Origin of the sequence: Pseudomonas putida NBRC 14164, from assembly GCF_000412675.1 — a bacterium.
Classification (GTDB): Bacteria; Pseudomonadota; Gammaproteobacteria; order Pseudomonadales; family Pseudomonadaceae; genus Aquipseudomonas; species Aquipseudomonas putida.
Genome location: NC_021505.1, coordinates 2,654,820 through 2,667,613 on the forward strand (window position 1 = coordinate 2,654,820; position 12,794 = coordinate 2,667,613).

A 12,794-nucleotide genomic window follows, 5' to 3' on the forward strand; every position below is an offset into this window, starting at 1 on the left:
ATCCGGTGGCGAACAAGCCCGGCCGGCCTGGCCCGCGGCTGTCGTCCTGCATGCCCGCGCCACTCTGCCAAGGGCAATGCGACATGAAAACACTGGCCAAGCTCCCCGTTACCATCGTTACCGGCTTCCTCGGCTCGGGCAAGACCACCTTGCTGCGCCACATGCTCGACAACGCCCAGGGCCGCCGCATTGCGGTCATCGTCAACGAATTCGGCGAGCTGGGCATCGACGGCGAAATCCTCAAGCAGTGCAGCATCGGTTGCACCGAAGAAGAAGCCAGCGGCCGTGTCTATGAACTGGCCAACGGCTGCCTGTGCTGCACCGTGCAGGAAGAGTTCTTCCCGGTCATGCGCGAGCTGGTAGCTCGCCGCGGCGACCTGGACCACATCCTGATCGAAACCAGCGGCCTGGCCCTGCCCAAACCGCTGGTTCAAGCCTTCCAGTGGCCGGAAATCCGCAACGCCTGCACTGTCGACGCGGTCATCACCGTGGTCGACAGCCCGGCCGTGGCCGCCGGCACTTTTGCCGCCTACCCGGACCAGGTCGATGCCCAGCGCAAGCTCGACCCTAACCTGGACCACGAATCGCCACTGCATGAGCTGTTCGCCGATCAGCTGGCCAGCGCCGACCTGGTGGTACTGAACAAGGCCGACCTGATCGACGCGGAAGGCCTGGCCAAGGTCCGCGCCGAAGTGGCCGAAGAACTGCCGCCGGCAGTCAAGGTGGTCGAGGCCAGCAGCGGCAAGCTGCCACTGGAGGTGCTGCTGGGCGTGGGCGCCGAGTCCGAGGCACACATCGATGGTCGCCGCACCCATCACGATTCGCACCACGACGGCGATGATCATGACGACCATGATCACGACGCCTTCGATTCCATCTCCATCGACCTGCCAGAGGCTGACGAAAGCCTGCTGCTCGACGCCCTGACCCAGCTGGTGGTGGAATTCGGCATCCTGCGCGCCAAAGGTTTCGCGGCCATCCCGGGCAAACCGATGCGCCTGCTGGTACAAGGCGTGGGTACGCGTTTCGACAAGCACTTCGACCGCGCCTGGCGTGCCGACGAGCCGCGCATCACCCGCCTGGTGCTGATCGGCCAGGAACTGGACGCTGCCCAGCTGGAAGCGCGCCTGCGCCAGGCCTTGGGCGCCTGACCCGTGCACCTGCTGCGGACCCAGCCCGGCGGCTTCGTGCCGGACGACAGTATTGCCGATCTCGGCCAGACACCCGCCGAGCTGGTGATTCTCTGCAGCGGCGATTCGCACCTGGCGCTGCTCGCCGATACCGCCGAGCAATTGCCTGAAGGCTTCCCCAGCCTGCGCCTGGCCAACCCGATGCAGGTGCAGAACCACGCTTCGGTCGACCTGTATGTCGACCAGGTGCTGCGCCATGCCAAGGTCATCCTGGTGTCGCTGCACGGCGGTGTCGGCTACTGGCGCTATGGTGTTGAACAACTGGTCGAGCTGGCCGCCCGTGGCGTGCAGCTGATACTGGTGCCGGGCGATGATCGACCGGACCCGGAGCTGACCCGCCTGGGCACCGTCACGGGCGACCAGGCCGAGCGCCTCTGGCACTACTTGCGCCAGGGCGGCAAGGCCAATGCCATCAACCTGTTCAACTGCCTGGCCAACCAGTGGCTGGGCCGCGATTATGCCTGGGACGAGCCGCAACCCTTGCCGCGCACCGCTGTGTATCACCCGGCCAAGGGCAGTGTGGCACTGGAAGACTGGTACCCGCACTGGCACCCGGATTACCCGGTGGCGCCGCTGCTGTTCTACCGCTCCCACTTGCAGGCGGCCAACACCGCGTTCATCGACGTGTTCTGCCAGCGCCTGCAAGCCGCTGGCTTGAACCCGTTGCCGATTGCCGTGGCCAGCCTAAAGGAAAGCGCCTGCCTGGAGCAGGTCGAGGCCTGGCTGGACGAAGTCGGTGCCGAAGTGCTGGTCAATACCACCGGTTTTGCCCTGTCCAGCCCCGAACGGCCCAACCTGCGCCCGTTCCGCCGTGACATTCCGGTGCTGCAGGCCATCTGCGCGCAGGACAACCAGCCCGGCTGGGAAGCCAGCGAACAGGGGCTCGGTGCGCGCGACCTGGCCATGCACATCGCCTTGCCCGAACTGGACGGGCGCATCATTACCCGCCCGGTCAGTTTCAAGGACATGGCCTGGCGCAGCGAGCGCAGCCAGTCCGACGTGGTGTGCTACCGCGCCCACCCCGAGCGCATGGACTTCGTCGCCGAGCTGGCCCGCCGCTGGGTCGAGCTGGCGCGCCTGCCCAACGCCCAGAAACGCGTGGCCCTGGTAATGGCCAACTACCCGACCCGCGATGGCCGCATTGGCAACGGCGTTGGCCTGGACACGCCCGCTGCCGCACTGAACATTCTCAAGGCGCTGCAGACCGAAGGCTATCCGCTGGCCGATTTGCCGGACAGCGGCACGCAACTGATTCACCAGCTGCTCGGCGGCGTGACCAACGACCTTGACCACCTCGACCAGCGCCCTTGCGCCCAGAGCCTGAGCCTGGCCGACTACCAGGCCGCCTTCGAGCGCTTGCCCGAGGCCAATCGCCAGGCAGTGCTGGAGCGCTGGGGGCCGCCCGAGCAGGACCCGATGTACCGCAGCGGCCGGCTGATGGTGGCCGGCTTGCGCTTTGGCCTGACCTTCGTCGGCATCCAGCCCGCCCGGGGCTACCAGGTAGACCCCAGCGCGGTGTATCACGACCCCGACCTGGTGCCGCCGCACGGCTACCTGGCGTTCCACTTCTGGCTGCGCCACGCGTTCGCCGCCGACGCGGTGATCCACGTCGGCAAGCACGGCAACCTCGAATGGCTGCCCGGCAAGGGCGTCGGCTTGTCGGCGCAGTGCTGGCCGGACGCGCTGCTTGGCCCGCTGCCGAACATCTACCCGTTCATTGTCAACGACCCGGGCGAGGGCGCCCAGGCCAAGCGCCGTACCCAGGCGGTGATCATCGACCACTTGATGCCGCCGCTGACCCGTGCCGAAACCTACGGCCCGTTGCGCCACCTGGAGCAACTGGCCGACGAGTTCTACGAAGCGCAGCTACTCGACCCGCGGCGTGCCCGCGAGTTGCAGCGCGACATCCTCGAGCTGGTCAAGGTCAACCACATCGACCGTGAGCTGCAACTGGAAGGGCAGCTGGACGATGCCGCCGTCTGGCTGCCGCGCTTGGACACCTATCTGTGCGACCTGAAGGAATCGCAGATTCGCGATGGGCTGCACGTGTTTGGTCAATCGCCAGAAGGGCGGCTGCGCCTGGACACGCTGCTGGCGCTGTTGCGGGTCGAGCGTGGCGACGGTCGTGGCGGTAATGCCAGCCTGCTGCGGGCCTTGGCCAAGGCCTTGGTGCCAGGCTTTGACCCGCTCGATTGTGAGCTTGGGCTGCCCTGGCAGGGCGAACGCCCTGAGCAGCTTCTGGCCATGAGCAGTGAACCCTGGCGCACCTGTGGCGATACCCGCGAGCGCCTGGAGCTTTTGGCGCAGCAGGTGATCGAGCAAGCGCTGGGCGGCACCCTGCAGTTGCCTGAACCGAGCGAATGGCAGCCGGTGCACGACGTGGTGCAGGCTTTGCGCGAAGCGGTGGCGCCCAGCCTGGATGCCTGCGGCACTGCTGAAATGAGTGGCCTGCTGGCGGCGCTGGCCGGGCGATTCGTGCCTGCCGGCCCCAGCGGTGCGCCCAGCCGTGGCCGCCTCGACGTGCTGCCCACCGGCCGCAACTTCTATACCGTGGATGTGCGCAACCTGCCCACTACCACGGCCTGGCGCCTGGGCTTCGCCTCGGCCAGCCTGATCCTCGAGCGCCACCTGCAGGACCATGGCGATCACCTGCGCCAGCTTGGCCTGTCGGTGTGGGGCACGGCGACCATGCGTACCGGCGGCGACGACATCGCCCAAGCCATGGCGCTGATGGGTGTACGGCCGGTGTGGGCGACCGGCAGCCAACGCGTTGACGATTTTGAAATACTGCCGCTGAGCCTGCTCGACCGCCCGCGGGTGGATGTGACCTTGCGCGTTTCGGGCTTTTTCCGCGATGCCTTCGGCAACCTTATCCGCCTGTTCGATGCGGCCGTGCAGGCAGTGGCCGCGCTGGACGAGCCCGATGATCTCAACCCGTTGGCCGCCCGTGTACGCAGCGAGCGTGCCACGCTGCAAGCGCAAGGCGTAGACGCCGAGCAGGCCGCGCGCCAGGCAGGCTGGCGGGTGTTCGGCGCCAAACCCGGCGCGTATGGCGCGGGGGTGCAGAACGCTATCGACGGGCGCCTGTGGCACAGCCGCGACGATCTGGCCGAGGTCTACCTCAACCATGGTGGCTACGCCTACGGCGGCAGCGACGACGGCACCCCGGCCCGCACCCAGTTCGCCCAACGCCTGGCCAAAGTGCAGGCGGTGCTGCAGAACCAGGACAACCACGAACACGACCTGCTCGACTCGAACGATTACTACCAGTTCCAGGGTGGCATGCTGGCGGCGTCAGAAACCTTGTCCGGGGCGCCGGTGGCCAGCTACCACGGCGACCACAGCCAGGCAGACCGACCCCGCATCCGTACCCTCAAGGAAGAGCTGAACCGGGTGATCCGCGCCCGCGCGCTCAACCCCAAGTGGATAGACGGGGTCAAGCGCCACGGCTACAAGGGGGCCTTCGAGATAGCGGCGACGGTCGACAACCTGTTCGCCTTCGATGCCACCACCCACCTGATCGACGACCATCATTACCAAGGGCTGGCCGATGCCTACGTGCTCGACCCGGCTACCCGCGATTTCATGCGCGAGCACAACCCCGAGGCCCTGCGCGACCTTACCGAGCGCCTGCTGGAGGCCCAGCAGCGCGGGCTGTGGCAGGCGCCAGGCGACTACCGCGAAGCCCTTGAGGAACAACTGCTCGACGGCGAGGAACAGGCTTGAAATGAGTGAACCCGTGCAATTTCCGCTGGCCGCTGTGGTCGGTGCCGACGACCTGAAGCTGGCACTGTGCCTGACCGCCATCGACCCGAAAATCGGCGGAGTGCTGATCGAAGGGCCGCGTGGCATGGCCAAGAGCACCCTGGCCCGTGGCCTGGCCGACCTGCTTGGCGAAGGCCCGTTTGTCACCTTGCCACTGGGTGCCAGTGAAGAACGGCTGGTCGGCACCCTCGACCTGGATGCCGCGCTGGGGCAGGGCAAGGCGCAGTTTTCCCCGGGCGTGCTGGCCCAGGCCGACGGTGGCGTGCTGTATGTCGATGAGGTCAACCTGCTGCCCGACACGCTGGTCGACCTGTTGCTCGATGTGGCTGCCAGTGGCACCAACCGCATCGAGCGCGACGGCATCTCGCATCGGCACAGCGCCCGCTTCGTGCTGATTGGCACCATGAACCCGGAAGAGGGCGAGCTGCGCCCGCAGTTGCTCGACCGTTTTGGCCTGAACGTGGCCCTTGAGGGCCTGCCTGAGCCTGAGGCCCGTCAGCAGATCATTCGCCGGCGCCTGGCCTTCGACAGTGACCCGCAGGCTTTCTGCACGCAATGGGCTGCGGCCCAGGCGCAGTTGCGCGAGCGCTGCCAGGCGGCGCGCCATGCCCTGGCCGGTATTGCCCTGGATGACCAGGCGCTGGCCTGGATTACCGAGCGTTGCTACGCCGCCGGTGTCGACGGCTTGCGTGCCGATCTGGTGTGGTTGCGTGCTGCGCGCGCCCACTGCGCGTGGCGCGGTGCGGCGGCCATCGAAGAAGTGGATGTCGAAGCGGTGGCCGAGTTTGCCTTGCGCCATCGCCGCCGCGTTGCGCCCCAGGCCAACCCGCCGTCGGCGCCGCAGCCGCCTGACCAGCAGCCCGGCCAGCAAAGCGCTGGCAACGCGGGTGAACAGGGCGGGCAGGGCGACTGGGGGGCATTGCCGGCGCAACCTGTGGCCAGCGGCGCACGCCGCGAGGTACCGAACTGGGCAAAAAAGCCCTGAGCATCCCCCAGTCACCTGCAAAAGGGGCGGATGCCAAAGCGGGCGCAGGCAAGCAGAACGGCGCCAGCCGTGGCCGCGCTCGCAGTGCAGCAAGCGGCCGGGTGGCCTGGCTGCCGACCTTGCTCAAAGGGCGGCCACTGCTACGCCAGGACCTGTGCTGGCAACAACGCCAGGCCAAACCGGCAGAGTTGTGGCTGGTGATCGTCGACGCTTCGGCCTCGACCCGCCGCCATCAGGCGTTGGCACACACCAAAGGGCTGCTGGCGGCATTGTTCGACCAGGCCTACCGCCAGCGCGCCCGCCTGGCCTTGCTGACCGCCAGCGGGCGCACACCACAGTGGCAGCGCCATGGCCTGAAGGCTTCGGCGGCCTTGCAGCCGTGGCTGCAGGCATTGGGCGCCGGTGGCGGTACGCCGCTGATCGCGGCACTGGAACAGGCCCGGAATTGGCTACAGGCGCGCCAGCGCGCCCATCCGGATGAAGCGGTACGCTGCCTGGTGTTTACCGATGGTCGCCTTCAGCACTGGAACGCCTTACAACCCATGCCCTGTACTACATTGGTGGTGGATATGGAGTTGGCGCCGGTGCGTATTGGGCGCGCGCAACGCCTGGCCGAACAATTGCAGGCTGATTACCAGCACTTGCAGCAGTTCAAGGCGGTGGACTGAACAGCATGGATGCGACACTGTGTCGCTATAGTGGAAGTTGCCAGAACAGCAACTTTGCATTTGAACAAGTGCGTGGCATTGCACGCACTTGGTTTGCCAGGCGATGTTACTTTGGCATTGACCACGGTTGCAGGTCGTAACCTTTTTCGCACAGTTCGGCGCGCACTTCTTCGATCAGGCTGGCCCACTGGGCTGGGTCGGAGTAGGTGCTCGAAGACACTCGCTTGCTGCCGATGCGGGTGTTGGTCCGGTCGATCACTGCCAGGCTCAGCTCACCAGTACCGTTGGGTGCATCCCAGGCTACGCACTGGAAAGGTTCGAAGGCGTGGTCGGCAATCAGCAGTGCTTCGTTGACACGGAGCGGGGCATTCATGGTTCGGTCTCTCTATGGTCCCAAACATCGAAGTGATTCCGCGTTGCTTTAAAGTCGCCTCAATGGTCGCGAAGTGCAGCGCGGGGTTATGTGTACTGATGCTCGTTGTCCGTGGGCAAGTCACACATTAGGTGTAAAATTTTTTGTCAGGCTTGAATCCGTTCTTCCCTGCGCCGCCATGTGATGTCGATAAAGTGCGAAAATTCCCGTGGCACTTTGTAAAAAAATGCGTCAGCAGACAGACGGTAGTGGGCACCGTCAACTTCGTTGCTACTGTTAAACGGGCGCCACAACTTGCTGTTTTACTTCATAAAACCTAAAACTGGCGCCAAGGAACGGTCATGCTGCAGCCTGCCGCCCAACGTCGTTTGCTCATCGTCGACCCCTGCGACGACTGCCACCAATTGTTGCCAGGCCTGAGTAGCGCAGGCTGGGATGTGGACAGTTGCGTGCTCGGTGCCGCGCTCGATCACCCTTGTGATGTCGGCTTGTTGCGCTTGCAGGCTTCGCACCTTAGGCACCCGGACGCGGTCAAGGACATGATCAAGCGCAGTAACACCGAATGGATCGCGGTGTTAAGCGCCGAACAGTTGCGCATGCCGGCCGTCGGCGATTTTGTCTGCGAATGGTTCTTCGACTTCCACACCCTGCCATTCGATGTCTCCCGCGTGCAGGTCACCCTTGGCCGGGCGTTCGGCATGGCGCGCCTGCGGGGCAAAGGGGCCGCCAAGGTGGACGACGCCACCCACGAACTGCTTGGCGAAAGCCGGCCGATCCGCGAGTTGCGCAAGTTGCTGGGCAAGTTGGCACCCACCGAGTCGCCTGTGCTGATCCGTGGTGAAAGCGGCACGGGCAAGGAACTGGTGGCTCGCACCCTGCACCGGCAGTCGCAACGCAGTGACCAGCCGTTCGTCGCCATCAACTGCGGGGCAATCCCCGAGCACCTGATCCAGTCCGAACTGTTCGGCCATGAGAAGGGCGCTTTCACTGGTGCCCATCAGCGCAAGACCGGGCGCATTGAAGCCGCCCACGGTGGCACGTTGTTTCTGGATGAAATTGGTGACTTGCCGCTGGAATTGCAGGCCAATCTGCTGCGTTTTCTACAAGAAAAGCACATCGAGCGGGTGGGCGGCAGCCAGCCGATTCCGGTGGATGCGCGGGTTCTGGCCGCCACCCACGTGGACCTGGAAAGAGCCATCGAACAGGGGCGTTTTCGCGAAGACCTGTATTACCGCCTGAACGTATTGCAGGTGGTGACCGCGCCCCTGCGGGACCGACATGGTGACTTGTCGATGCTGGCCAGCCATTTTGCCCATTTCTATAGCCTGGAAACCGGGCGCCGGCCGCGTTCATTCAGCGACCATGCCCTGGCGGCCATGGGCCGGCATGACTGGCCGGGCAATGTACGCGAGCTGGCCAACCGGGTGCGCCGCGGCCTGGTACTCGCCGAAGGCCGGCAGATCGAGGCGCAGGACCTAGGCCTGCAGACGTTGGACCCAGGGCAGCAGCCGCTGGGCACACTAGAGGAATACAAGCAGCGGGCCGAGCGCCAGGCCTTGTGCGATGTGCTTAACCGGCATAGCGATAACATGAGCGTAGCGGCGAAGGTGCTGGGGATCTCCCGGCCCACCTTCTACCGCTTGCTGCACAAGCATCAGATACGCTGACTGAACTGTCCGAGAGTCAGTGTGGCGCGCGCACGATGGTTTTCAGCAGGTCTTCCGGGCTGATGTGCCCCACCACCTGGGCAACCGCGCTGCCTGGGGTTGGCAGGTCGATGATGTGGCTTTTCATCTTGCCGACCACATGCATTTCGCACGGTTTGCAGTCGAACTTCAGGGTCAGCACTTCATCACCCTGAATCAGCTGCATCGGTGCCACCTTGGTGCGCACGCCGGTCACGCCCTTGGCCTGCTTGGGGCACAGGTTGAAGGAGAAGCGCAGGCAGTGCTTGGTGATCATCACCGGCACCTCACCGTGTTCTTCATGGGCCTCGTAGGCCGCGTCTATCAGCTGCACGCCATGGCGATGGTAGAAGTCGCGGGCCTTCTGGTTGTACACGTTGGCCAGGAAGGAAAGGTGCGACTCGGGGTACACCGGCGGCGGCGTGGTTTCGGCCTTGCGCCCGCCACGCGGGTGCGCCTTGATACGCGCCTCGGTCAGCGCCTCGATGGCTTCGCGGCGCAGGGCCTTGAGCTGCGAGTTGGGGATGAAGTACGCCTGCGGCGCGTCCAGTTCGATGCTGCTGGCGTGGTACATCGTGGTACCCAGCTGGCCGAGCAGGTCATGCAACTGGTCCAGGGCCTGCTGCGGCTTGTTGGCCTCGCCGAACGGGCCGTCCAGGGCCACCTGCACGCTGACGCCTTCCTCGCTGCTGAGGGTAAGCATCAAGCGCTGCTCGCGCAGTACAGCATGCCATTCCACACCAACCCGGCGCTCGGAAGAGGTGCGTTGCAGGGCCTGCTGCCAGTTGTGGTCGAGGTTGCGCGACAGCGGGTGGTTGGGCCGCAGCTTGTGCAGGCCTTCGGGCATTTCGTTGGGCTCGACGCGGTAGCGGTAGCGCTTCTGGCCGTCTTCCTCGAATTCGCCACGTGGTTCGGCGATGTTGGCGCGGAAACCCACCACTTCGCGTTTGACCAGCACATTCAGGCCGTCGCCGTTGGTCAGTGGCACCTCGGTAACCACTTGCATGTCACGCTTGCCGACCTTTTCCACCACACCCACCGGCAGGCCTGTGAAGGTTGGCGAGTCGAAGGCACCGATGTCGACCTTGCGGTCGGTCACGAAATAGTCGGTGCTGCCGCGGTGGAAGGTCTTGTCCGGGTCGGGCAAGAAGAAGTGTTCGGTCCGGCCGCTGGACGCACGGGCATATTCCGGGCGGCCTTCGAGGATGGCGTCGAGCTCTTTGCGGTAGTGGGCGGTGATGTTCTTCACATAGCCCATGTCCTTGTAGCGGCCCTCGATCTTGAACGAGCGCACGCCAGCATCCACCAGGTCGGCCAGGTTGGCGGTCTGGTTGTTGTCCTTCATCGACAGCAGGTGCTTCTCGAACGCTACCACGCGACCCTGGTCATCCTTCAGGGTGTAGGGCAGGCGGCAGGCTTGCGAACAGTCGCCACGGTTGGCGCTTCGGCCAGTCTGCGCGTGGGAGATGTTGCACTGGCCGGAGAATGCCACGCACAGCGCACCGTGGATGAAGAACTCGATGGCAGCGTCGGTTTCGGCGGCGATGGCGCGGATTTGCTGCAGGTTCAGCTCACGGGCCAGTACCAGCTGGGAGAAACCGGCCTGGTCGAGGAACTTGGCCCGTTCCAGGGTGCGGATGTCGGTCTGGGTGCTGGCGTGCAGCTCGATCGGCGGGATGTCCAGCTCCATCACCCCCAGGTCTTGCACGATCAGCGCGTCGACGCCGGCATCGTACAGCTGATGGATCAGCTTGCGCGCGGGTTCCAGCTCGTTGTCGTGCAGGATGGTGTTGATGGTGGTGAACACGCGCGCATGGTAGCGGCGGGCGAACTCGACCAGTTCGGCGATCTCGCCCACTTCGTTGCAGGCGTTATGGCGTGCGCCAAAGCTTGGGCCGCCGATGTAGATGGCGTCAGCGCCGTGCAGGATCGCTTCACGGGCGATGGCCACGTCACGGGCAGGGCTGAGCAGTTCCAGGTGATTCTTTGGAAGGGACATATCGTTATATTTTCGGGCTGCCACGGTTTAGGCGGGCATTGTAGCGGCGAAACGGGCTGGCGGCACCATCGGGGTGCCGGGAGGTGTATTGCTTTTACCGGCCCTATCGCCGGCAAGCCAGCTCCCACAGAAATTGCATAGGGCTGGAGGCCGATGCGGTCGAGGTGGGAGCTGGCTTGCCAGCGATAGGGCCCTTGCAGGTAGCTCAGCGCTTGGCAGCCATCGCCGTGACTTCTACGCGCATGCCTTCAAATGCCAACGAAGCCACACCCACGGCCGCCCGCACCGGCCATGGCTTGCTGAAGAAGCGCTGGTACACCTCGTTGAATGCGGCGCGGTCGGCCATGTCGGTCAGGTAGATGGTCAGGTGCAGCACACGGTCCATGCCGCTGCCGGCCTTTTCCAGCGCTACTTTCAGCGCCTGCAGGGTGCATTCGCTTTGCTCGACGATGCCGCCCAGCTCCAGGCTGCCATCGGCGTGGGTCGGAATCTGGGTAGTGACCAGCACGCCGTTGAACTCGGCGACGTCGGACGAAATCGACTCGGCGTCCGGGTCCGGGGTGTAGATGATGTCTGCATGTGCCATGGTGTGTTTTGCCTTGCGACGGAAGGATTGTTATTCGCCTAAATTTCAGTGACCATCTGTCAGGGCTAGCAATTACGGTGCTTTTGTCCTGATATGGTTTAACTATACCCCCACTACCGGGGAGTGTATATAGTGATTTGTGGTGGTATGATCCGCGCTAATCGTACCCTCATGCCGCAACGGATACCCCCAGTGTCAGATCAAGCCCAGCCCCCTAAAAAGCGCGCTAGCAGCGACGACGCAGCCCGCGACATAAACGAGCCAGGCAAGTACCCTGAAGGGTCAGTTCCTGGCATGTATCTGCATGTCAAAAAGGCCTCGAAGGTTTGGTCCCTCAAGTACCGGCTTCATGGCGTCGAAGGCACCTATACCATTGGCGGGTTCCCTGATATCAGGCACGACAGAGCCTGCGAGCTGGCACAGGAGGCCCGTACCTGGGTTGCTGAAGGGCACAAGCCGAAGGATATGAGGGATGCGCGGATCGCGGCCGAACTTGCCCAGAAGGGCGAGACGTTCGAGAAGGTGTGTAGCGAGTGGTTGTCGAGCAGGGGCGACCTGGCTCACAAGACGCTGCTGAACTACCGCAGTACGCTGGACCTCCACGTACTGCCAGCGCTGGGCCAGTTGCCGGTCCACTTGGTGCAGTACCGTCATGTAAAGAAGGTACTGGTCGATCTTGGTCAGCACCCTGCAGCTGCCAATCATGCACTCGTCACCATACGTGCCGTGCTGGACTACGCGGTTGAGGCGGAGCTGATCGACGACAACGTGGTGGCGCGGCGGGGCAAGGGGCTGATCCGAAAACGCAAGACCGTCCACCACGCCGCTATCGAGCGTCCTGACGACCTCAAGGAATTTTTGCGCCGGCTCGAACAGCAGGCCCCAGCCGGCAGCCCGACCACCTGGGCGCTGTGGATGCTGGTTCTATTGCCTGTGCGACCCAGTGAACTCGCGAAGATGCGCTGGCAGGACATCGACATGGGCGAGGCCGAATGGCGCTATACGGTGCCCAAGACCGGCAAGCAGCATGTCGTGCCACTGCCTGATCGGGCTGTCAGCATGCTCGCCATGATTCGGGAGCATCGAGCGCAGGCGGCTGCTGCAACTGTGCCGTCACCCTTCGGGGGCATTGCCAAGCCAGAAGTGCCGACAGGTTGGGTATTCGCTTCCACCCGTGGTGCCGGGAAGTCCATCTGCTCTACCACAATGCTCAATGGCATCCGGGCGCTCGGGTACGAAAAGGGCGAACTGACTTCGCACGGATTTAGATCGACGTTCCGCAGCCTGGCTCATGAAAAACTGGGCATCGAGGCTATCGTCCTGGAGCTTTGCCTTGGGCACAGGATGCCGGGGGTTTTGGGTGACACTTATGCCAGGGCGCACCTGCTGCCACAGCGTCGGGAGGCGATGGAGAAGTGGGCTGCGTATGTGGAGGACCTGTGGTTCGAGGTCGTGCACGGCGTTTCCAGGGCGCAGGCTGAGGCTGCACTTACGGGGATGTAGGCGGGTAGGGGTGGGTGCCGAGCGGATAAGGCGGGGATTT

The 12,794-nt window shown here is 64.3% G+C and carries 9 protein-coding genes; 6 read left to right on the forward strand and 3 right to left on the reverse strand.

Features of this window, described 5'->3' with window-relative positions; translation table 11 throughout:
- The first annotated feature begins 83 nt into the window (after nucleotides 1–83).
- The 4 genes from cobW (at nucleotide 84) to PP4_RS11840 (ending at nucleotide 6,608) form a co-directional block, all read left to right on the forward strand.
- Complete coding sequence (gene cobW, locus PP4_RS11825) at nucleotides 84–1,151, forward strand: cobalamin biosynthesis protein CobW (RefSeq protein WP_016487376.1); 1,068 nt, start codon at nucleotides 84–86, stop codon at nucleotides 1,149–1,151.
- Between the two features lie 3 nt (nucleotides 1,152–1,154).
- Complete coding sequence (gene cobN / locus PP4_RS11830; protein WP_016499410.1) at nucleotides 1,155–4,916, forward strand: cobaltochelatase subunit CobN; 3,762 nt, start codon at nucleotides 1,155–1,157, stop codon at nucleotides 4,914–4,916.
- A gap of 1 nt (nucleotide 4,917) precedes the next feature.
- Nucleotides 4,918–5,940 (forward strand): ATP-binding protein, encoded by a 1,023-nt coding sequence (locus tag PP4_RS11835; protein ID WP_016499411.1) that lies wholly within the window; start codon nucleotides 4,918–4,920, stop codon nucleotides 5,938–5,940.
- A gap of 101 nt (nucleotides 5,941–6,041) precedes the next feature.
- Nucleotides 6,042–6,608 carry a vWA domain-containing protein gene (locus tag PP4_RS11840; protein ID WP_016499412.1) on the forward strand — a complete coding sequence of 189 codons (567 nt, stop codon included), beginning with the start codon at nucleotides 6,042–6,044 and terminating at the stop codon, nucleotides 6,606–6,608.
- Nucleotides 6,609–6,714: 106 nt separating this feature from the next.
- Here PP4_RS11840 and PP4_RS11845 read toward each other — a convergent pair whose 3' ends face one another.
- A complete protein-coding gene (locus tag PP4_RS11845) occupies nucleotides 6,715–6,981 on the reverse strand; it encodes a hypothetical protein (protein WP_016499413.1) in 267 nt (88 codons plus the stop codon).
- Between the two features lie 341 nt (nucleotides 6,982–7,322).
- On the opposite strand from PP4_RS11845, the gene PP4_RS11850 reads away from it, so the two are divergent.
- The gene (locus PP4_RS11850; protein WP_016499414.1) at nucleotides 7,323–8,648 is read left to right on the forward strand and encodes a sigma-54 dependent transcriptional regulator; all 1,326 of its coding nucleotides are present in this window, start codon (nucleotides 7,323–7,325) and stop codon (nucleotides 8,646–8,648) included.
- Nucleotides 8,649–8,664: 16 nt separating this feature from the next.
- Here the strand turns inward: PP4_RS11850 and PP4_RS11855 are convergent, their stop codons facing one another.
- Both PP4_RS11855 and PP4_RS11860 read right to left on the reverse strand, forming a co-directional pair.
- Nucleotides 8,665–10,665 (reverse strand): peptidase U32 family protein, encoded by a 2,001-nt coding sequence (locus PP4_RS11855; protein WP_016499415.1) that lies wholly within the window; start codon nucleotides 10,663–10,665, stop codon nucleotides 8,665–8,667.
- A gap of 205 nt (nucleotides 10,666–10,870) precedes the next feature.
- Nucleotides 10,871–11,251, reverse strand: a complete 381-nt coding sequence (locus PP4_RS11860; RefSeq protein WP_016499416.1) for a RidA family protein — start codon at nucleotides 11,249–11,251, stop codon at nucleotides 10,871–10,873.
- Between the two features lie 171 nt (nucleotides 11,252–11,422).
- Between PP4_RS11860 and PP4_RS11865 the strand changes: the two genes are divergently transcribed.
- Nucleotides 11,423–12,754 (forward strand): tyrosine-type recombinase/integrase, encoded by a 1,332-nt coding sequence (locus PP4_RS11865; RefSeq protein ID WP_049824913.1) that lies wholly within the window; start codon nucleotides 11,423–11,425, stop codon nucleotides 12,752–12,754.
- Nucleotides 12,755–12,794 lie beyond the last annotated feature (40 nt).